The following is a 19,951-nucleotide window of genomic DNA, read 5'->3' as shown; positions in this document are numbered from 1 at the left end:
GCGCTACCTCAGAACATGCTCGTGGGGATGATGATCACGTCGCCCGGCTCGAGCTTGACGTTGGCCTTGATGTCGCCGTTCTTCAGCAGGTCGCCCAGCCGGACCTTGTACTCGGTCTGCTTGCCGGTCTGCCGGTCGTAGCGCACCAGCCGCGCACGGTTGCCCGCGGCGAACTCGCTGAGGCCGCCCACCGCGATCATCGCGTCGAGCACGGTCATGTTGGCGCGGTACGGGATCGAAGCCGGCTTCTCGGTCGCGCCGACGACGCGGACCTGCTGGCTGTACGTCCCGTTGAAATTCTCGACGATCACCGAGACGATCGGATCCTTGATATACTCGCTCAGCGCGTACTTCAGGTCGTCCGCCAGCATCGCCGGGGTCTTGCCCACCGCCGGCATGTCGCTGATCAGCGGCACGGTGATGCGGCCGTCGGGGCGCACCTGCACCTTGGCCGACAGCTCGGGGTTGCGCCACACGAACACCTGGAGCTGGTCCATCGGGCCGATGACATATTCCTCGCTCGGCACTTCGCGCTGCGGCGCCGCAGTCGCGGTCGGCAGCTCGGGGCGGCCACCGCCACCACCGCAGGCGGCCAGCGTCGCCGCCAGTCCGAGAGCCAGGAAAATCTTGCCAAAGCCGATGAAACGCATGCCGAGCTCCTTTTCCCGACGGGCACACGCGCCACCGACGTCTCGGCAGCAACCCGCACAGGATCAGGGTCAGCTATGGGCTTGAGAGGTAAATATCGGGTTAGGGGTCGCGCGCTTTATCCCGCAGGGGGAGCGTGTGCCGGGGCGGGACGGGCCTGGAAGTCGTCCCAGGCACCCTGCCGGGCCGTTCGCTAGCCCCCGTTCAACCGGGCATGCACCACATCCACCAGTTCTTTCACGTCCTGATGGGTGCCATTCTTGAAATAGATCCGCGTTCCTTCCGTCAGCGGGCCCATGGTGGCGCCCGAAGTCGGCACCGGCGTCACCTTGAATATCTCGGCGGTGTTCACCGAAACCGGCTCACCGTCAGGCCGCGTGAAAGCGACAAAAGCCATTTCACTTCTCCCCCGAATGTTGCGGGGAGACTAGGCTGCACGGATGTGCAGGCAATCGCGTTTCGGTCCAAATCGACGCAATCGAAGATACGGGCCGGCCGAACGGGCAGAGCACGCGCGAAAGCCGTTGATACCGGCTCAGACCACCATTTCCCCCACTGCCGGATGCCCCAGGAACGCGCTCGGGCTCGCGCTCGCGCCATAGGCGCCGGAAGCGAACACCGCGATCATATCGCCCACTTCGGCCCGCGGCAGCGCCACGCGGTCGGCCAGCCGGTCGAGCGGGGTGCACAGCGGCCCGACGATCGTCACCACCTCTTCCGCCGGATCCTGCATCCGGTGCGCCACCGCCACCGGATAGTTGCGCCGTACCACCGTGCCGAAATTGCCGGTCGCGGCGAGGTGATGGTTGAGCCCGCCCTCGACGATCAGGAAGGTCTCGCCCTGGCTTTCCTTCCGGTCGACCACCCGGGCGAGATACACCCCCGCCTCGCCCACCAGCCAGCGGCCCAGCTCGATCGCATAGTCGGTGTCGAGCATGCCGATGGCGCCTTCCAGCGCCGCGCCGATCGCCTCCACCGCCACCGGCGTGTCGCCCGGGAAATAGGGGATGCCCAGGCCGCCGCCCAGATTGACCAGCGGCGGCACCGCGCCGATCTCCTCGGCCAGCCGCGCCGCCAGCGCCACCGTCGCCGCCTGGGTGGCGATGATCGCCGGCGTGTCGAGCGACTGCGATCCAGCGAAGATATGCAGCCCGCGCCACTCCGCGCCCTCGCCGCGGATGCGCGCGACCAGCTCGGCAACGTGCGCCGTCTCGATCCCGAAGGGCGAGGCGCGCCCGCCCATCTTCATCCCCGATCCGCGCAGCTCGAAATCGGGGTTCACCCGCACCGCCAGCCGCGGCGTCAGGCCCAGCCTCCTGCCGATGGCGATCGCGCGCTGCGCTTCGGCGATCGATTCGAGGTTGAGCGTCACCCCTTCGCGGATCGCCGCTTCCAGCTCGGCGTCGCGCTTGCCGGGGCCGGCAAAGCTGATTGCCGGTGCCGCCATGACGCCAAGCGCCCGCGCCATCTCGCCCGCGGAGGCAACGTCCATCCCGTCGACCAGCGGCGCGATCCGTTCGAGCAGCGGCGGGAACGGGTTGGCCTTGATCGCATAATGCACGCCTATGCCCTTGGGCAGCGCCGCGCGCAGCCGCGCGATCCGGGCCTCTATGACTGAAAAATCATAGACATAGGCGGGTGTGTTCACATCCAGCCACGGCAACGCGTCCAGCCCGGCGAACTCGGGCGGGATCGGGCCGAAAGGCTTTGCGGTAACGGTCATATTGCCCCCTCCTCTCCGTCATCCCCGCGAAGGCGGGGAGCCATTGGCGCCGTCGGTATTGAATGGATCCCCGCCTTCGCGGGGATGACGGATGAGAGCGTCACCTCAGCGATCCCCGCAGCGCCGTCCGGTCCAGCTTGCCGTTCGCGTTCCTGGGCAGTTCCGTCCGCCAATCGTAGCGCGCGGGCTGCATGAAGCTCGGCAGCTCGCGCCGCAGGCGTTCGCGCAGGGCTTCCTCGCCGCTGCCGTCGCCGCGGGCGATCACCACGATCGCCTGGCCCAGCCGCGCGTCCGCCACGCCGAACGCCGCCGCCTCGCCGGTCTCGCCGCCCGCCAGCACCGCTTCCTCGATCTCGGTCGGGCTGATCCGGTTGCCCGCCGATTTGATCATCTCGTCGTCGCGGCCGACGAAGCGCAGCAGCCCGTCCTCGCCGCGCCGCACCGTGTCGCCCGACCAGACTGCCATGCCGCCACTTTCCGCATATGAAGGCGCCGGCCTGAAGCGCTGCGCAGTCCGCTCGGGGTCCTGCCAATAGCCTTGCGCCACCAGCGGCCCGGCATGGACCAGCTCGCCCTGCGCGGCCGGCGCCCCGTCCGGCCCCACCACCAGCACCTCGGCAAAGGGGATGGCGCGTCCGATCGAGTCCGGATGCGTATCGACCAGCGCGGGATCGAGATAGGTCGATCGGAAGGCCTCGGTCAGCCCGTACATCGGGTAGAGATCGGCCTCGGGGAAGCGCGTGCGCAGGTCGCGCACCATCTTCGGCGTAAGCGCCCCACCGGAGTTGGTTAGCCGCCTTAGTTTAGATGCGGTCTCAACTGGCCATTCGGCTTCGAGCAGCTGCACCCAGAGCGGCGGCACACCCGCCAGGCTGGTGATGCCGAAGCGCTCGACTGCCTTGATCACGTCGCGCGCGGTCAGATAGTCGAGGGGCACCACCCGGGCGCCGGCGGCCCAGGTCGAGAGCAACTGGTTCTGTCCGTAATCGAAGCTTAGCGGCAGCACGCCGAGCACATGATCTTCAGGTTTTATCTCAATATAATGCGCTACGCTTATGGCTCCCAGCCATAAATTGGCGTGGCTCAGCATCACCCCCTTGGGCTTGCCCGTCGATCCCGAGGTATAGAGGATCGCCGCCAGCGCATCGGTGCTAACTTCCGCGGGTGGAAGTGTCTGGTCGGCGGTGAGCGCAGTTTCGTCGACCACCCGGCACCCGTCGCGAACATCGCCAACTTCGAGGGACTGGAGGCGGGTGGTCTGGCTGACCAGCGCCGCCGCTCCCGAATCGGCCAGGATGTGCGCCACCTGGGCGCGCTTGAGCACCGGGTTGATCGGCACGTGCACCAGCCCGGCGCGCACCGCCGCCAGCGGCATCAGGCAGGCGGTCCGCGTCTTCGGCAGCCAGCTCGCCACCCGGTCGCCGGCCTTTAATCCCAATGCCTTGAGGGCGAAGGCCATCTGCCCGACCTCGGCTTCGAGCGCCGCATAGGTCAGCGTGCCGCCCTTGTCCGCCAGCGCCACGGCATCGGGGGCACCGCGCAGTGGCAGGTGGTCGAGAGGCCGGGGAACGGGGTCGAGTTCGATCACGGGACTACCCTTATACTTGGCAGCGCCCGCGCCAACCCTTACGGGGGCGAAAAAACCTCCTTAGGGGAAAAGCATTGCAGCCCGATGGGTCGCTCCAAGTCGAAGATACCGTGCGCGGCGTCCTCCGCGATGTTCTGGGCTTAAGTGCCGAGCGCGTCGCGGATTTCCGCGCGGACACCCCCTTGTTCGGCGCCCTGCCCGAGCTCGATTCGCTCGCGGTCGCGGGCGTGCTGACCGAGCTCGAGGACCGGCTCGGCATCCTGATCGAGGATGACGAGGTGGACGGCGAGATGCTCGAGAGCTTCGGCGCCCTCACCCGCTTCGCCGCCGGCAAGGCGCTCGGATGATCGACCATTACGACTGGGCCGGCGGGCGGGAGGCGATGCTTCGCTTCGGCCCCGCCACGGGCCCGGTCGTGGTCGCGGCGCTGCCGCTGTTCGAGGAGGCCAACCGCACCCGCGCCTTCGTCGTGACGATCCTGCGTCACCTCGCCGAGCGCGGCATCGTGGGCGTGTTGCCCGATCTGCCCGGCCAGGGCGAAAGCCTTGTACCGACGGCGGAAATCCGCCTCGCCAACCTGCGCGCCGCCTATGCCGCCGCGGCCCGCGCTGCCGGCGCCCCGGCCTTCGGCCTCGCCCTCCGCAGCGGCGCTTTGCTCGATGGTGGCGCGGTGCTCGCCGGCCGCTGGCACTTCGCCCCGCAATCGGGCCCGGAGCTGCTCCGGGAGCTCGGCCGCATCCGCCAGGCCGGCGGTGCGGAGGATTTCGGGGGCAATCTGCTGTCCGCCGATTTCCTCACCGAGCTCGACAATGCCGCGGTGGAACCCGGCTACACCGTCCGCGTCGACCGTGATCCCAAGGACGCCGATTTCCGCGTGGATGCCGCCCCGCTCTGGCGGCGAGCCGAGCCCGACAATGACGCCGCGCTCGCCGCGCTGCTCGCAGACGACATCGCCGCCTGGATGCGCACATGCGGCGCCTGATCGCCATCCCCTGCGCCGGCGAGACGCTGGCCGCCACCTTCGACGATGCGCCCGGCACCACCGGGCTGCTGATCGTCTCGGGGGGCAACGAGATCCGCATCGGCGCGCATCGCGGCATGGCGCTGCTCGCCCAGCGCGTCGCGGCGGCGGGCCATCCGGTGCTGCGTTTCGATCGCCGCGGCATCGGCGATTCGACGGGCGACAATGGGGGCTTCGAGACGAGCGCCGAAGACATCGCCGCCGCTGCCCGGGCCTTTCGTGAGACCGGTGTCGAGCGGATCGTCGCCTATGGCAATTGCGACGCCGCCACCGCGCTCGCCTTCTTCCATCCCCAGGCCGGAATCTACGCGCTGATCCTCGCCAATCCCTGGACGGTGGAGGAGGCGTACGAACTCCCCCCCGCCGCTGCAATTCGCTCGCACTATGCCGCCAAGCTGCGCGATCCGAAGGAATGGCTCCGCCTGCTCCGCGGGGGCGTGAACATCGCCAAGCTGGTCAAGGGGTTGCGCAAGGTCTCGCAGAAGCCACTTGAGATGCCGACTGGACTCACGGCCCGCCTCGCCGCGGCGCTAGGCGAAGCGCAGGTGCCGGTGACGATTCTGCTCGCCAGGGGAGACAATACCGCGATTGCCTTTGCCGATGCCTTCAAGGGCCCGCCGTTCGACGCGGCGCGCGGCAAGGTGAAGATCAAGCAGCTCGACAGCGACAGCCACAGCTTCGCCAGCGCCGCAGACAAGGACTGGCTATTCCAGCGGGTGGTCGAAGCCCTTTAGCTCCCCTCCCTTCCAGGGAGGGGAATGCACTCACTCCGCCGCGTGCTGGACCACCGTCTCGAAGTCCGCCTCGGCCAGGAAGCGCTCGGCGTCGAGCGCTGCCATGCAGCCCGTGCCGGCGGCGGTCACCGCCTGGCGGTAATGCTTGTCCATCACGTCGCCGCAGGCGAACACGCCGGGCACGCTGGTCTTGGTGGTGCCGGTCTCGACCTTGATATAGCCGTCATCGTCGAGGTCGATATGGCCGCGGAACAGCTCGGTCGACGGGTGATGGCCAATCGCGACGAAGCCGCCATCGACTTCGATCTGCGACAGCTCGCCGGTCTCCATGTCCTTCAGCTCGATCGCCACAAGGCCCTCGGGCTCGCCGCCGCCGATGAAGCGCTCGACCTTCTTGTTCCACAGCACGTTGATGCGGTCATTGGCGAACAGGCGCTGCTGCAGGATCTTCTCGGCGCGGAACGAATCGCGGCGGTGGATCACGGTCACGTCATGGCTGTGGTTGGTGAGGTAGAGCGCCTCTTCCACCGCGGTGTTGCCGCCGCCGATCACCGCGACCTTCTTGCCGCGGAAGAAGAAGCCGTCGCAGGTCGCGCAGGCACTCACGCCCTTGCCCTGGAGCAGCCGCTCCGAATCGAGGCCCAGCCACTTGGCCTGCGCGCCGGTGGCGATCACCAGCACGTCGCCCAGATAGACGGTGCCACTGTCGCCGACCATGCGGAACGGACGCTGGGTGACGTCGACCTCGACGATCGTGTCCCACATCATCTGCGCGCCGACATGCTCGGCCTGGGCCTGCATCTCCTGCATCAGCCACGGCCCCTGGATCACGTCGCGGAAGCCGGGATAATTCTCGACATCGGTGGTGGTCATCAGCTGGCCGCCGGGCTGGATGCCCTGCACCACGATCGGCGCCATGCCTGCACGCGCGCCATAGATGGCGGCGGTAAGGCCGGCGGGGCCGGAACCGAGGATCAGCATGCGAGTCGAATGGGTGGCGGTCATCATGGTTTCCGAATTGGCTGAGCCCCGCATCTAGGGGCTGGCAGAGGCAAGAGGCAACATGGGTAGTGTGCCACCGCCCGCAATGGCTGTGGACAACAGCTTTGGCTGGGGTGCCGAAAGCCCTGCTAGCCGCCCGCGACCTCGATCGATCCGATCGCGATCGTCTCGCCGGCGGCAGCACCCTCCACTTCGACCCGGGCGAACACCACCCCCAGATCGGCGAGATCGAGCCCCTGCGCCTCGCGGCGGATCACCTCGCCCACCGGCAGCTCGATCCGTGCCATGCCGTCCTCGCTGTGATGGCGCGCCGAGGATATCTGGAACGGTCCGATCGAGCCGAGCAGGCATTCAGGCAAGGTTCTGCCCTCGCCGTCCAGGTCGAGATAGAGGTCGTAGAAATAGCCGCCGAGCTGGCCCGCGCCGCTGAGCGAGATCTGATCGAGCACGATCGTCACTTCATCGGGCACGAAGCCGGCGTCACGCGCGCGCGCCAGCGGCTCGCGCTGGTAGCGGCTGCCGCCCAGCCAGATGCCGCGATAGGGCACCGGCGCGGGGGCCGCAGCGGCGGGCGCGGGCGGCGGCGCCATGGCCATGGGCGGCGGCGCCTCGACTGGAACCGGCTCGGGAACGGGCACGGGAGCCGGAACAGGAGCAGGAGCCGCATCGGCGGGCGGAGGCGGAATTTCCACCGGCCTCGGCGTGGGCCGGGGCGCCGGCTCGCCCTCGCGCGCCGGCAGCTTCAGGTCCGGGTAGCGATAGCCGAGGCCCGCCCCGTCGCTCGCCACCGCTCGGTCCAGCTCCACACCCTCGGCATAGTCGAAGCGGCCCGCCCAATAGGCATCGCCCGGCGGCGGCATCGTCCGCCCCTCGCCCGCCGCGGTCCAGGCGGCCCAGAGCCGGTCGACATTGGCGTGATGGACCCAGAAGATCACGTCCGAAGGCGAAAGCATCGTCGCCATCCGGCCGCCGACCAGATTGTGGACCTTGTTGTGGAAGGCCTCCACCTCCGCCTCGAAGCATTCGGCACTGGCGCCGCGCTGGAAGCCGGTGATCTGCGGCGCGAAGGCGGCGAAGCCCAGCGCCTTGCCCACTTCGCCGCCGATGCGTGGTTCGAACAGCGGGTTGGTCGCCGAATTGCCGCTGGTGAACTCGGCGGGAAGGTGCGGATCGGCGAAATAGTCCCAATAGGGCACCCGGAGCGTCGCGGAGCCGGATATCTCGCGCAGCTTCGCCTCGAACAGGTGGAGATACCCGCGGTGCCAGGCGAGGAAATAGGGCTTGCCGTGCGGGCAATGGTGCATGTGGACCATCGGCCAGAAGCCCCAGCTGTTCGGGCTCTCGGCATCGGGATTGGCCTTCATCCGACGCACCGCCTCGACGAAGCGCGGATAGTCGGGCGTACGGCGAAAGGCCGCCCAGGGCAGGCGCGGCTGGGTCGACGGTTCGAACGCCACGGCCGGTGCCGCGGCACCCGCAGCCAATAATGCTATGATATCGCGCCTGCTGAGCATGCCCCCTCCCCCGATTCGGCTCACCGCCATCATGACCGGCATGACGCCAAAGGCGAGTCCCTCACCCTCGAAGGAGTGATCGCGCTTCCCCCGTTCGTGATCGCGGGTTCCGCCGGTTCGGGCGACAAGGAGGCGCGCCCGTCCCTACTCCCGGCCGGGTGCAGGCGCAGCGCCTGCCCACTCCGCGCTGCGACCGGCGGGCACGCCAATCCCCAGCGCGGCGTGCCCGCCGACGGCGCCTCAGAAGCCCAGCGTGTAGAGATCGGCCTCGATACGGCCGCGATAGGCCGCGCCGAACAGCCGCAGATGCACGAGCAGCGGCCAGAGCCGGTAAAGCGGCTGGCGGCGCTGCCAGCCCTGTGGAAGCGCCAGCCGCTCGACGAACGCGGGCGACAGCAGGTCGAACAGGGTAAGCATCGCCGCATCAACCTCGCGGTCGCCATGATAGCAGGCCGGATCGATCAGCCCGGTCACCCGGCCGCCCGCGACCAGGATGTTGCCGCCCCACAGGTCGCCATGGAGCAGCGCGGGCGGCGGATCGCGCGGCAGCAGCTCGCCGCAACGGTCAGCCAGGGCGCCCAGCCGGCGGGCAAGGTTGAAATCGACATGCGGCAAATGGCAGCGCAAGCGGTTGTCCGCCCAGAATGCCGCCCAGTCCGCGTTCCAGTGATTGCCGATCGCGACCGGGCCGAAGGCATAGTCGCGGTTCCAGCCATAGCCCGGCCCCGGGGCGCCGTGGAGCAGCGCCAGCGCTTCGGCGAGCGATTCCCAGGCGACCGAGGGGCCGCTGGTCGATTCGAGCCGCTCCATCAGGACCAGCTCGTCTTCCGCGGCCAGCACCGCCGGCACCGGCGCCCGGGTGGCGGCGATGGCGCGCAGCATCTCGGCCTCGATATAGGCGCCCTTGCCCTGCTTGGCGATCACGCTGCGGCCGTCGGCAAGGTCGAGCGCCCAGACCATCGAGAGATCGGCGCCCGAAATCCGCCGGGACGAGCGCACGGGCGAGCCGAGCAGCAGCTCGGCACGTTGATGCAGGTCACTCATAGGGACGCATCCGATCCTGGTTCTCGCCGACGCGGCGAAGCCAGATGCAGGCGATCATGAACCCGCCACGGGGAACAAGCAATTGACAGATCGCGACAATTTGGCGGGGAAGGACGCTTGGGGCACCCACTGTCGAAGTGGTAGCGGAGGAGGGACTTGAACCCCCGACACGCGGATTATGATTCCGCTGCTCTAACCAACTGAGCTACTCCGCCCCAAAGCGGAGGGCGCCCAATAGGTCCCGCTTCGCCGCCCGTCAAGCGAACATGTGGCGGGAATGCGCTTCCCAGGGGCCGCCGCGATACTGCCAGCTCGCCAGCCCGGCGATTTCCACCTCGCGCGGGATGAAATCGCGTGACAGCGCGGCGAGCACCGCCTTGGCCAGGACCGGGCGCACCTTGTTCTGGATCGTGACGTGCGGGCGCCAGCGGCCGGCGTCCTGGGGCGTCAGCAGCCCGGCAAAGGCATCGACCAGCCCCTCGCGAATCGCCACCAGCTCCGGCGCTTCGATCCGGTAGGCGACGCCGCCGCCGAGCGACATCAGCCCGGTCACCCTGGCGCGCGGCGCGCGGATGCCGCGCGTCTCGACCGAGAGCCGATGCTTGAGCTCGTCCGCCACCGAAGGCGGCAGTTGGTGGAACAGCGTCAGGTGCGCGTCCACCACATTGCGCTCAGGCGGATAATGCTCCCGGCGCAGCGCGTTGAACCAGGCCTGGTCCTGCCGCCCCAGCAGCGCAGTGACGATGAGAGGCGCGGGCCTGGATTGATCCAAGCTCACCCGCCCAGCAAAGCTGCTCCCCGGCGCAAGCCGAGGTCCAGCGCCACGTGGGACGCAGCAGAGAAGTCCTGGGCCCCGGTTTTCGCCGGGGAACGGCTAATGCAGCGGCGGGTCAAATCTCGACCTGGCTGCCCAGCTCGACCACGCGGTTGGTGGGCAGGCGGAAGAACTCCATCGCGCTTTCCGCGTTGCGCAGCATCCAGGCGAACAGCTTCTCGCGCCAGATCATCATTCCCGGCCGCGACGACGGCAACAGCGTCTGCCGCGCCAGGAAGAAGCTGGTCTCCATCATCTTGAACTCGGCCCCGCACGCGCCGGCCTGCTTCAGTGCGGCCGGCACGTCCGCCTCCTGCATGAAGCCATAGGCCAGAATCATGCGGTGGAAGCCGCGGCCCAGATCGTCGACGATCATGCGATGCTCGTCAGGGACATAGGGCACGTCCTTGATCTTCACCGTCAGCAGGATCACGCGCTCGTGCAGCACCTTGTTGTGCTTGAGGTTGTGCAGCAGCGCGTGCGGCACGCCCTCGGGCGTCGACGTCATGAACACCGCGGTGCCCGGCACGCGGGTGGCCGTGCTCGCCGCCGAATCGATGAAGATCTTGATTGGCATCGCGCTCTCGCGCAGCCGGTTGATCATCAGCTGGCGGCCCTTCGACCAGGTGGTCAGCAGCGTGAACACCAGGAAGCCGATGAACAGCGGGAACCAGCCGCCATCGGGCACCTTGGTCAGGTTCGCGGCGAAATAGGCCAGATCGACGGTGAAAAAGATCGCCAGCAGCGGAATCGCATAGCGCTTCTTCCACTTCCACAGCGAGAACAGGACGACCGCCAGCAGGCAGTTGTCGATCAGCATCGCGCCGGTCACCGCGATGCCGTACGCCGCGGTGAGGTTCGACGACGTCTGGAACGCCAGCACCAGCAGGATCACCATGATCATCAGCGCCCAGTTGATGAGCGGGATGTAGATCTGGCCGGCGGTCGAGGCGCTGGTATGCTCGATGCGCAGGCGCGGCACGAAGCCGAGCTGGATTGCCTGCTGCGTCACCGAGAAGGCACCCGAGATCACCGCCTGCGAGGCGATGACGGCCGCCATCGTCGCCAGGATGACGAGCGGAAACTGCAGGACTTCGGGCGCCAGCATGTAGAAGGGGCTGCGCAGCGCGGCATGGCCCTCGCGCATCAGCAGCGCGCCCTGCCCCATATAGTTGAGAATCAGCGCCGGCAGCACGAACCACAGCCACGAGATGCGGATCGGCTTGCGGCCGAAATGGCCCATGTCGGCGTAGAGTGCCTCGGCACCCGTCACCGCGAGCACGACCGAGCCCAGCGCCAGGAAGCCCTTCACCGGGTCGGCGGCGAGGAACAGGAACGCGTGATGCGGCAGCAGCGCATGCAGGATCGTGGGGGTCTGGATCAGGCTCAGCGTGCCCAGCGTCGCGATCGTCAGGAAGTAGAACAGCATGATCGGCCCGAACAGCGTACCGACGCGCGAGGTGCCGGTCCGCTGGATCGAGAAGAGCAGCACCAGGATCACCACTGCGATCGGCAGCACGAGCCGGGAGAAGCCCGGCGCGGCAACGGCAAGGCCCTCGACCGCCGACAGCACCGACACCGCCGGCGTGATCATCGAGTCGCCGTAGAAGAGCGCGGTGGCGAATACGCCGAGCAGCACGATCCCCTGCGTCCAGCGCTTGGGGTTGCCGCTCGAGCGCGAGATCAGCGCGAGCAGCGCCAGGCTGCCGCCCTCGCCCTTGTTGTCGGCGCGCATGATGATCGTGACGTATTTCAGCGTCACCACCACCATCATCGACCAGAACATCAGGCTGATCACGCCCATGATGTGCATGGTGTCGAGCGTCAGCTTGTGGTGACCGTCAAAGGTTTCGCGGAACGCATAGAGCGGGCTGGTGCCGATATCGCCGAAGACGATGCCGATGGCGCCGATCGCCAGCTTCCACGTGGCGTCATGACTGTGGCCATGCGCCGCGTGCGCGTCATGTTCTGTCGGAGCCGTCTGCGCGGCCCCTTCTGGGATGGTATTCACGGGCGCGGATGTCGCGTCGGAAAGGAAACGGACCTGGTCATGCGACCTGCGTTCTCGATCTTCTAAGTGCGGGCGCGCCGTTAGCACGCGCAGCAAAGCCAATCAACGAATGTCGTTACGCAGGGGTGGACGCGCAAGGGGTGTGGAGAGTTCCGTCGCGCGAAATCAATATAGGGCCTGGGCAAATTCCCGGTGACCAACGCGCTGGTGAAGACGGATTTCGTGAGTATCGCGTGTCACATGGGGCGGGCCGAAGCCCGCCCCAATCAACTTAGCCCGTCTTAGAGCCCGTCGACGCTCTTGCTGACGAGCACGTTCACGGCGACGCGGCGGTTCATCGCCTTGCCTTCCTCGGTGTCATTCGGCGCCAGCGGATCGGCCTTGGCCATGCCCGTCGGCGTCAGCATGCGGTAGGGCTTCCAGCCGCACTGCTGCTGCAGATAGTTGATTACCTTGGCCGCGCGCTTCTCGCTCAGCACCTGGTTCAGGTCGTCGCTGCCGGTCGAGTCGGTATAGCCGACCACGAGCAGAAGCGCGTTCTCCTGCTGGTCGGCTGCGGTCGCCGCGGAGCAGAGCTGCGCCTTGTCCTCCGGCGAGATATCGGCGCGGCCCACATCGAAGTGCACGTTGGTGGTGCTCTTGATGTTGTACTTGTCGATGTCGCCCATGCGGCCGCGCAGGGCCTCCGTGGCCGCCGCCTGCTCATCGAAGCGCTGCGACGTGCCGCTCGCGATCATCGTCGCGGTGCGCAGGTCGCTCTTCTTCAGGCTGATCTGGCTAGCGTAGAGTTCGCCGCCCGCCTGCATCGTCTTCACCGTGACCGGCAGACCGTTGAGCAGCGCGTTCGATGCCAGCTTGCCGCCACCGAAGAGGCCGCTGCTCGACTTGATCCGCGTCGCATCGGTGACCGCGATGATCGTGCTGGCGCCGTCGGCGGTGCCGATCTTGATCCGGTCGCCGTTGCGCGCGACGATGACGCCCTTGATCTCAGGCCCCGGGGTCATCTCGGACGGCGCCGGGCCATTCACGACGATATTCGAGTCGGGCGCAGACTGCTGATCCTGCGCGAACGCGCCAGGCGCCGCCGAAACGGCAAGCATTACAGCCAGAAGGCGAACCCCTGATTTCTTGGAAATGGTACGCATTGGAGGACACTCCTCTTAAAAACTGGCCCCCGCCGGTTCCACAGGGGTGTTCGGCAGAAGCTGTCCGACGGATGAACGGTTCCGCCGGGATCACGTGCCGAGCGGGTGGTTCGAGCGGATCGTGCGACGAACCGATGGTTGGTTAGGAGTGGCGCGCTGGGTGGCCGCCGCCGAACAGCGCCTCCGCTTCGCTGCGCGTCGGTACCGCGCGCAGCACGAAGCTCGAGTTGATCGTCACCACGCCGGGCAAACGCCCCAGATGTTCGCGGTGCAGCCGTTCATAATCGTCGAGGTCGCGCGCCAGGATCTTCAGCCGGTAATCCTGCCCGCCCGATACCAGCGCGCATTCCACCACACCGTCGATCTGCGCCACCGCGGCCTCGAACCGCGCCAGATCTTCCTCGATCTGGGTGCCCAGCGTGATGTCGACCAGCGCCGTGATCCGGAAACCCAGCCGCCGATGCCCAAGCCGCGCGCCATAGCCTTGGACATGGCCCGATGCCTCCAGCGCCTGGATGCGGCGGGTACAAGCCGATTGCGACAATCCTACCTGAGTCGCGATCGCGCTCACGGGCGCGCGGGCATCGGCAGCGAGTAGCTTGAGAATGGATGCATCGATTTTGTCCATGCTGCATGGATAGCCGAAAACATCGCCCCAAACAGCAATTTTATGCGCAAACCTTCGCCCAATGTCATATCTTTGCAGGGATTTGCTGCGATCCATGCTATATCGTGCGCGCCGACACCGCTTTTCACGGAGAGGCTCCCATGCGCATCGGCGTTCCCAAGGAAATCAAGAACCACGAATATCGTGTCGGCCTGACGCCGGCCTCGGTCGCCGAGCTGGTCCATGCCGGCCATGAAGTGCTGGTCGAAACCAAGGCCGGCAGCGGCATCGATTTCGACGATTCGGCCTATACCGCCGTCGGCGCCAAGATCGCGCCGGACGCCGCCGCCGTGTTCGCCGGCTCGGACATGATCGTGAAGGTCAAGGAGCCGCAACCGCAGGAAATCGCGATGCTCGAGCCGCGCCACCTGCTCTTCACCTATCTCCACCTCGCCGCCGACAAGCCGCAGGCCGAGGGCCTGATGAAGTCGGGCGCGACCTGCATCGCCTATGAGACGGTGACGTCGAATTCGGGCGCCCTGCCCCTGCTCAAGCCGATGAGCGAAGTCGCCGGCCGCATGTCGATCCAGGTGGCGTCGCATTATCTCGAGAAGGAACAGGGCGGTCGCGGCGAGCTGCTCGGCGGCGTGCCGGGCGTCGCGCCGTGCAAGGTCGCGATCCTTGGCGGCGGCGTCTCGGGCATCAACGCCGCGCAGATGGCCACCGGCCAGCGCGCCGACGTGACGATCTACGACATCAGCAACGAGCGGCTGGCCGAGCTCGACATGCATTTCGGCAGCCAGATCAAGACCGCCTATGCCTCCAAGGCCGCGATCGCCGAGGCGGTTAGGACCTCGCAGGTCGTGATCGGCGCGGTGCTCGTGCCGGGTGCCGCGGCGCCCAAGCTCGTCACCCGCGAAATGCTCAAGACGATGATGCGCGGCTCGGTGCTGGTCGACATCGCGATCGACCAGGGCGGCTGCTTCGAGACGAGCAAGGCGACCACCCACGACAACCCGGTCTATGAAGTCGACGGCGTGATCCACTATTGCGTCGCCAACATGCCGGGCGCCGTCGCCCGCACCTCTGCCTTCGCGCTCAACAACGCGACGCTGCCCTTCGTGCTCAAGCTGGCCAACCTCGGTGCCGAGGGCGCGATGAAGGCCGACAAGCACCTCGCCAACGGCCTCAACGTCTATAAGGGCAAGATCGCGTTCAAGGCCGTCGCTGACGATCTCGACCTGCCCTACGAAGCCTGGGCGGGCTGAGCCCTTACTTCCCCTCCCGCGCGGCGGGAGGGGAAGCCTGCCCTTGCTGCTGCGCCAGGAACATCTCCAGTGCGATCAGCCGCAGCTCCAGCTCGCGGCGATAGGTTGCGGTGGGCGGCGTGAGCTCCACGGCCTTCTTCCACCAGGGCAGCGCGTCGGCGTAGCGATTGGCGCGGACCAGCGCGAGGCCGTAGAAGAAATGCGGCCCCGGATGCCCGGGGCTCAGCGCCAGCGCCTTGTCGAAGGCGAGTTGAGCGGCCGGCGATACCTGGTTGCCGTCATGCTCGGCCAGCGCCGTGCCGAAACCGGTCCACAGCGCCACGTCCTCCGGGACCTTGCGCACCGCACCCTGCCACACGCCCACCACCATCTCGGGATTGCCCGTCCGCACCATGCCGTCGGCAAGGTTGGCGTAGCTCCAGGCATAGGTGCCGTACTTGCCGAACATCGCATCGCGCAGGTCGATCAGCCCCTGATCGATCTCGGCCTTCTGCGTGTTCGGCTTCACCGGATGGCCGGGAAGCGCCGGGCTGCCCTGCCAGGTATAGCCCGCCGCACCCAGCATCACCGCAGTGGCGGGCACGCTCCACAGCTTGACCGGATAGCGCAGCACCGCCAGCGCGAGCAGCGCGACGAGCGCCAGCGCGGCGAACATCGCCCAGCCCATCATGCGGCCTCCTTCCGGAACAGCCGCCGCGCCAGCAACAGGCCGATGGCGAGCAGCAGCAGCGGCGCGATCCACAGCGGCGCGGTCACCCAGCTCAGCGGCGGATCATAGGTGACATAGTCGCCGTAGCGCTGGACCAGATAGCGCCGGATCGCCCCGGGCTTCTCGCCCCGCGCGATCCGCTCGCGCACCAGCGCGCGCATGTCGCCCGCCATCTCGGCATCGCTGTCGGCGATCGACTGGCCCTGGCAGACCAGGCAGCGCAGCGTCTCCATCAGCGCCTTGGCCTCGGACTCCTGCGCCGGGTCCGGAAGCTGCGAATAGGCAAGCGCCGCCGGCGGGCGATTGGAATCGGCAAGCGCCGGGCTCGCCAGCAGCGCCAGAAGGATGGCCAGCCGCTTCACTTCGCCGCCTCCAGCTTGCGCATGATCCCGGGAATATCGTCAGCGCGGATGTCTCCGATATGCTGCTCGACGATCTTGCCCTTGCCGTCGATCAGGAAGGTCTCGGGCACCCCCGACGAGCCGAGCGCGATCTGCGCCTTGCCGGTCGGGTCGTCGCCGATCCGCGCATAGGGATCGCCGTTCCGCGCGAGGAAGGCCTGCACCGCCTCGGGCGTATCTCGAATGGCGATGGCGTCGATCTCCACGCCGGCCTGTTTGAGCTTCATCAGCTGCGGCGCCTCGGCGATGCAGGGAATGCACCAGCTGCCGAACACGTTGAGCAGCCGCGGCTTGCCCGCGAAATCCGCGCTCGAGACGCCCGGCTTACCCGGCAGCAGCGGCTTCAGCGCGAGCGAAGGCAGCGGCTTGCCGACCATCGCCGAATGGATCGTCCGGTCGGCCGGCTTGATCAGCCCGCCCGCGACCAGCGCGAACACCAGCGCGAACAGCACCAGCGGCGCCCATACTGCCACGCGCCTCACAGATCGTTCTCCGCATCGCGCCGTTCGCGCCGCACCCGGCCGATCAGCGAGAGCAACCCGCCCAGCGCAACCAGCGCGCCACCCAGCCAGATCAGCGTGACGAAGGGCTTCCACCACAGCCGCAGCTGCCAGCGCCCCCGCCCGTCGCCCTGACCGACCACGGTATAGAGCTGGCCGTCCAGCTCGGTGGCGATCGCCGCCTCGTTGGTGTTGGTCGGCGGGTTGGCGAAGAAGCGCTGCTGCGGGAACAGGTCGATCGGCGCCGCGCCGGTGCGGGTCGCCTTGAGATGCGCCTCGACTGCCGACCAGTTGGGGCCGATCGCCGGCCGCACCTCGAGCAGCTCGACGCGATAGGGGCCGACAGTGACGTTCTGCCCCACCGATATCGCCGCCAGCCGTTCGGACTTGAAGGCGCTGTCCGCCGCCATGCCGGCGACGCTCACTGCGATGCCGAGATGCGCCACCACCATGCCCCAGATATGGAGCGGGGTGCGGCGCAGGTTGCGGCGGACCAGCGGGATCACACTCGCCACCGCCAGCCCGGCGGCGAGCGCCAGGCTCAGCACCGCCAGCCAATGCTCGGTACCGGCCAGCGCGAAGACCAGGGCGAAGGTGCCCGCCGCCGCCGCCACCGGCACGAGCAGCTTGCCGAGCAGCGCGTTCCACTGGTCGCGCCGCCATTTGAGCAGCGGCCCGCACGCCGTCGCGGCGACCAGCGCCAGCCCGACCGGAACTGCCGCCTTCTCGAAGAAGGGCGCGCCGATCGAGAGCTGCACCCCGGCCGCCTGCGCCACCAGCGGATAGAGCGTGCCGATGAACACCACGCCCAGGATCACGCTGAGCAGCAGGTTGTTGAGCACCAGCGCGCCTTCGCGGCTCAGCAGCTCGAACGTCGCGCCCTGCTTCACCGTACCGATCCGCGCCCCGAACAGCGCCAGCGCGCCGCCGATGTACAGGCCGAGCAGCGCGAGGATGAAGCCGCCGCGGGTCGGGTCGACGGCAAAGGCATGGACGCTCACCAATATGCCCGAGCGCACCAGGAAGGTGCCGATCATCGACATCGAGAAGGCGACCACCGCGAGCATCACCGTCCAGGCGCGCAGCCCGTCACGCGTGGCGAGCACGCTCACCGAATGGAGCAGCGCAGTCGCCGCCAGCCAGGGCATCAGCGAGGCATTCTCGACCGGGTCCCAGAACCACCAGCCGCCCCAGCCCAGCTCGTAATAGGCCCAATAGCTGCCCGCGGTGATGCCGATGGTCAGGAAGATCCAGGCAGCCAGCACCCAGGGCCGCATCGCCCGGGCAAAGGCGGGCCCGACGTCCCGCATCAGCAACGCGCCCACTGCGAAGCTGAACGCGACCGAGAGGCCGACATAGCCGAGATAGAGCGTCGGCGGATGGAAGGCCAAGCCCGGGTCCTGCAGCAGCGGATTGAGCCCGCGCCCGTCGAGCGGCGCCGGATCGATGCGGACGAACGGGTTGGAGGCAAAGGCGAGGAAGGCGTAGAAGCCGAGCGCGATCGCCGCCTGCGCGCCCAAGGTGGCGGCAAGCGTGCCCTGCGGCAGCCGCTTCTCGAAGATCGCGACTCCAGCCCCGGACACCGCCAGAACGGTGACCCAGAGCAGCATCGAGCCTTCATGATTTCCCCAGGCGCCGGCGATCTTGTAGATCAGCGGCTTGAGCGAATGGCTGTTCTCGACGACCAGTAGCACCGACATGTCCGACCGGACGAACAGCGTGATCAGCAGCCCGAAGGCGGCAAGCGCTAGCAGGCCCTGGACGATCGCGACACGGCGTAGCCCCGTCATCACCATCGCCGCGCCCTTCCGGTCGGCACCGCGCGCGGCGCCCCAGGCAAGCATCACCTGGACGAGCGCGAAACCCGTCGCGAGCCACAGGGCGGCGAGACCGGCTTCGGCGATCACTGCTCTAGCGTCTTCGTCTCGTGCATGTTGCCCGCGGCCTGGGGCGGCATGTAGCGCTCGTCATGCTTGGCCAGGATATTGTCGGCGACGAAGCTGCCGTCGGGCTGGAACTTGCCTTCGGCAACCACGCCCGATCCTTCCTTGAACAGGTCCGGCGTCACGCCCCGGAACGCGACCGGCACCGTCGCCTGGCCATCGGTCACGATGAAGCGGATCGAAACGCCATCGGCGGCGCGGACGATCGAGCCCTTCTCCACCATGCCGCCCAGCCGCACATGCCGGTCGAGCGGCAGCGGCTTCCCCTTCACGTCGCCGGGGGCGTAGAAGAACGCCGCCTGGTCCTTGAGCGCCGACATCGCCAGCGCGGAGGCGCCCAAGATCGCGCCCAGCGCGAGCAGCGCCAGCGTCAGCCGCTGATGCTTGGCCTTCATTCGCGCCCGCTCCGCAGCGCTTCGGCCGCCGCCTCGGCCCGGCGCATCGCGGCATAGCTGAGCGCGGCCAGCCCGCCGGTGCCGATCAGCACGAGCAGATAGGCAGCGGTGATGAACGGCCAGTGGTTCATGCGGTCGCCATCCGGCGCAGCCGCGCCTCGACCTTCTGCGCCGCCAGGATCGCGCGCATCCGCATCAGCACCACGCCCGCGAAGATCAGCGTGAAGCCGGGCAGCGTGAAGAACAATGGCCACAGCATCGACGGGGCGATCTTGCCGGCCATCACGCTCTGGCCCTGGTGCAGCGTGTTCCACCAGACCACCGAATAATGGACGATCGGCAACAGCGCGCTGCCCGCAACGCCGAACAGCGCCGGCACCCGTCCGTCGCCCGATCGGTCGGCATCGGCGCGGTCGAGCGCGATCCAGGCAATATAGATGAAGAACAGCAGCAGCATCGAGGTCAGCCGCCCGTCCCATTCCCACCAGGTGCCCCAGGTCGGGCGGCCCCAGATCGAGCCGGTGAGCAGGCAGAGCGCCGCGAAGGTCGCGCCCGCCGGGGCGATCGCCCGCGCCGCGATGCTCGCCAGCGGGTGCCGCCACACCAGATAGCTCAGGCAGGCGATCGCCAGCCCGCTCCAGCCGCCCATCCCCAGCCAGGCGCTGGGCACATGGATGTAAAGGATGCGCGCGCTTTCCTTCTGCACTGCGTCGGGCGGTGTCATCGTCAGCCCGGCCCAACAGCCGAACGCCACCAGCGCCGCGCCGAGCCAGAACAGGATCGGCGTCAGCGGCCGCGCAATCTTCAGGAAGCGCGCGGGATTGGCAAAGGCATGCAAGGCAGGCACCCGCGATGACTAGCGGGGTTCCGAAACGGAATCCATG

Annotated in this window: 22 protein-coding genes and 1 tRNA gene; 4 read left to right on the top strand and 19 right to left on the bottom strand. The window is 67.9% G+C overall.

Going from position 1 to position 19,951, the window contains the following annotated elements; all coding sequences use genetic code 11:
• Positions 1-8 precede the first annotated feature (8 nt).
• The 4 genes from P6144_RS01640 to P6144_RS01625 form a co-directional block, all read right to left on the bottom strand.
• Entirely contained in the window at positions 9-650 is a 642-nt protein-coding gene (locus P6144_RS01640) for an XrtA/PEP-CTERM system exopolysaccharide export protein (RefSeq protein WP_277765978.1), read from the bottom strand.
• A 191-nt stretch (positions 651-841) separates the two neighbouring features.
• Positions 842-1,045 carry a hypothetical protein gene (locus P6144_RS01635; RefSeq protein WP_277765977.1) on the bottom strand — a complete coding sequence of 68 codons (204 nt, stop codon included), beginning with the start codon at positions 1,043-1,045 and terminating at the stop codon, positions 842-844.
• 138 nt (positions 1,046-1,183) lie between these two features.
• Positions 1,184-2,371, bottom strand: a complete 1,188-nt coding sequence (locus tag P6144_RS01630; RefSeq protein WP_277765976.1) for a pyridoxal-dependent decarboxylase, exosortase A system-associated — start codon at positions 2,369-2,371, stop codon at positions 1,184-1,186.
• Between the two features lie 100 nt (positions 2,372-2,471).
• The gene (locus P6144_RS01625; RefSeq protein WP_277765975.1) at positions 2,472-3,959 is read right to left on the bottom strand and encodes an acyl-CoA ligase (AMP-forming), exosortase A system-associated; all 1,488 of its coding nucleotides are present in this window, start codon (positions 3,957-3,959) and stop codon (positions 2,472-2,474) included.
• Between the two features lie 74 nt (positions 3,960-4,033).
• Between P6144_RS01625 and P6144_RS01620 the strand changes: the two genes are divergently transcribed.
• The 3 genes from P6144_RS01620 to P6144_RS01610 are packed head-to-tail and all read left to right on the top strand — an operon-like array spanning position 4,034 to position 5,714.
• A complete protein-coding gene (locus P6144_RS01620; protein ID WP_277765974.1) occupies positions 4,034-4,306 on the top strand; it encodes an acyl carrier protein in 273 nt (90 codons plus the stop codon).
• On the top strand, positions 4,303-4,941 hold the full coding sequence (locus P6144_RS01615) for a hypothetical protein (RefSeq protein ID WP_277765973.1): 639 nt from the start codon (positions 4,303-4,305) through the stop codon (positions 4,939-4,941). The genes P6144_RS01620 and P6144_RS01615 overlap by 4 nt, the downstream gene beginning before the upstream one ends.
• Positions 4,929-5,714, top strand: coding sequence for a hydrolase 1, exosortase A system-associated (locus P6144_RS01610; protein ID WP_277765972.1), 786 nt, complete (start codon positions 4,929-4,931; stop codon positions 5,712-5,714). The genes P6144_RS01615 and P6144_RS01610 overlap by 13 nt, the downstream gene beginning before the upstream one ends.
• A gap of 30 nt (positions 5,715-5,744) precedes the next feature.
• Here P6144_RS01610 and trxB read toward each other — a convergent pair whose 3' ends face one another.
• The 8 genes from trxB to P6144_RS01570 form a co-directional block, all read right to left on the bottom strand.
• On the bottom strand, positions 5,745-6,719 hold the full coding sequence (gene trxB, locus P6144_RS01605) for a thioredoxin-disulfide reductase (RefSeq protein ID WP_277766749.1): 975 nt from the start codon (positions 6,717-6,719) through the stop codon (positions 5,745-5,747).
• A 125-nt stretch (positions 6,720-6,844) separates the two neighbouring features.
• Entirely contained in the window at positions 6,845-8,173 is a 1,329-nt protein-coding gene (locus P6144_RS01600; RefSeq protein ID WP_277765971.1) for a tyrosinase family protein, read from the bottom strand.
• 297 nt (positions 8,174-8,470) lie between these two features.
• Positions 8,471-9,274 (bottom strand): fructosamine kinase family protein, encoded by an 804-nt coding sequence (locus tag P6144_RS01595; RefSeq protein WP_277765970.1) that lies wholly within the window; start codon positions 9,272-9,274, stop codon positions 8,471-8,473.
• A gap of 138 nt (positions 9,275-9,412) precedes the next feature.
• Positions 9,413-9,489, bottom strand: a tRNA-Met gene (locus tag P6144_RS01590).
• Between the two features lie 41 nt (positions 9,490-9,530).
• On the bottom strand, positions 9,531-10,046 hold the full coding sequence (locus P6144_RS01585) for a 2'-5' RNA ligase family protein (protein WP_277765969.1): 516 nt from the start codon (positions 10,044-10,046) through the stop codon (positions 9,531-9,533).
• A gap of 118 nt (positions 10,047-10,164) precedes the next feature.
• Positions 10,165-12,090, bottom strand: coding sequence for a potassium transporter Kup (locus P6144_RS01580; RefSeq protein WP_277766748.1), 1,926 nt, complete (start codon positions 12,088-12,090; stop codon positions 10,165-10,167).
• Positions 12,091-12,380: 290 nt separating this feature from the next.
• Positions 12,381-13,244 (bottom strand): OmpA family protein, encoded by an 864-nt coding sequence (locus P6144_RS01575; protein WP_277765968.1) that lies wholly within the window; start codon positions 13,242-13,244, stop codon positions 12,381-12,383.
• Between the two features lie 142 nt (positions 13,245-13,386).
• A complete protein-coding gene (locus P6144_RS01570) occupies positions 13,387-13,872 on the bottom strand; it encodes an Lrp/AsnC family transcriptional regulator (protein WP_277765967.1) in 486 nt (161 codons plus the stop codon).
• A 140-nt stretch (positions 13,873-14,012) separates the two neighbouring features.
• On the opposite strand from P6144_RS01570, the gene ald reads away from it, so the two are divergent.
• Positions 14,013-15,119 (top strand): alanine dehydrogenase, encoded by a 1,107-nt coding sequence (gene ald / locus P6144_RS01565; RefSeq protein WP_277765966.1) that lies wholly within the window; start codon positions 14,013-14,015, stop codon positions 15,117-15,119.
• Between the two features lie 4 nt (positions 15,120-15,123).
• Here ald and P6144_RS01560 read toward each other — a convergent pair whose 3' ends face one another.
• From P6144_RS01560 to ccmC, 7 genes are read right to left on the bottom strand one after another with little or no spacing between them, the layout of a single operon-like run.
• Positions 15,124-15,789: a cytochrome c biogenesis factor-like protein gene (locus tag P6144_RS01560; protein WP_277765965.1), complete on the bottom strand. Its 666-nt coding sequence runs from the start codon at positions 15,787-15,789 to the stop codon at positions 15,124-15,126.
• The gene (locus P6144_RS01555; RefSeq protein ID WP_277765964.1) at positions 15,786-16,190 is read right to left on the bottom strand and encodes a cytochrome c-type biogenesis protein; all 405 of its coding nucleotides are present in this window, start codon (positions 16,188-16,190) and stop codon (positions 15,786-15,788) included. The genes P6144_RS01560 and P6144_RS01555 overlap by 4 nt, the downstream gene beginning before the upstream one ends.
• Positions 16,187-16,711 carry a DsbE family thiol:disulfide interchange protein gene (locus P6144_RS01550; RefSeq protein WP_277765963.1) on the bottom strand — a complete coding sequence of 175 codons (525 nt, stop codon included), beginning with the start codon at positions 16,709-16,711 and terminating at the stop codon, positions 16,187-16,189. Before P6144_RS01550 ends, P6144_RS01555 begins: the two co-directional genes overlap by 4 nt.
• Positions 16,708-18,636, bottom strand: coding sequence for a heme lyase CcmF/NrfE family subunit (locus tag P6144_RS01545; RefSeq protein WP_277765962.1), 1,929 nt, complete (start codon positions 18,634-18,636; stop codon positions 16,708-16,710). Before P6144_RS01545 ends, P6144_RS01550 begins: the two co-directional genes overlap by 4 nt.
• A complete protein-coding gene (ccmE, locus tag P6144_RS01540; protein WP_277765961.1) occupies positions 18,633-19,067 on the bottom strand; it encodes a cytochrome c maturation protein CcmE in 435 nt (144 codons plus the stop codon). Before ccmE ends, P6144_RS01545 begins: the two co-directional genes overlap by 4 nt.
• Positions 19,064-19,198, bottom strand: a complete 135-nt coding sequence (locus P6144_RS01535; protein ID WP_277765960.1) for a hypothetical protein — start codon at positions 19,196-19,198, stop codon at positions 19,064-19,066. The genes ccmE and P6144_RS01535 overlap by 4 nt, the downstream gene beginning before the upstream one ends.
• Positions 19,195-19,914, bottom strand: a complete 720-nt coding sequence (gene ccmC, locus P6144_RS01530; protein WP_277765959.1) for a heme ABC transporter permease CcmC — start codon at positions 19,912-19,914, stop codon at positions 19,195-19,197. Before ccmC ends, P6144_RS01535 begins: the two co-directional genes overlap by 4 nt.
• Positions 19,915-19,951: the final 37 nt, after the last annotated feature.

Source organism: Sphingomonas sp. HITSZ_GF, from assembly GCF_029543155.1.
Classification (GTDB): Bacteria; Pseudomonadota; Alphaproteobacteria; order Sphingomonadales; family Sphingomonadaceae; genus Sphingomonas.
The sequence above is the reverse complement of the archived record's forward strand: the minus strand, read 5'-3'. Positions and strand labels throughout refer to the sequence as shown.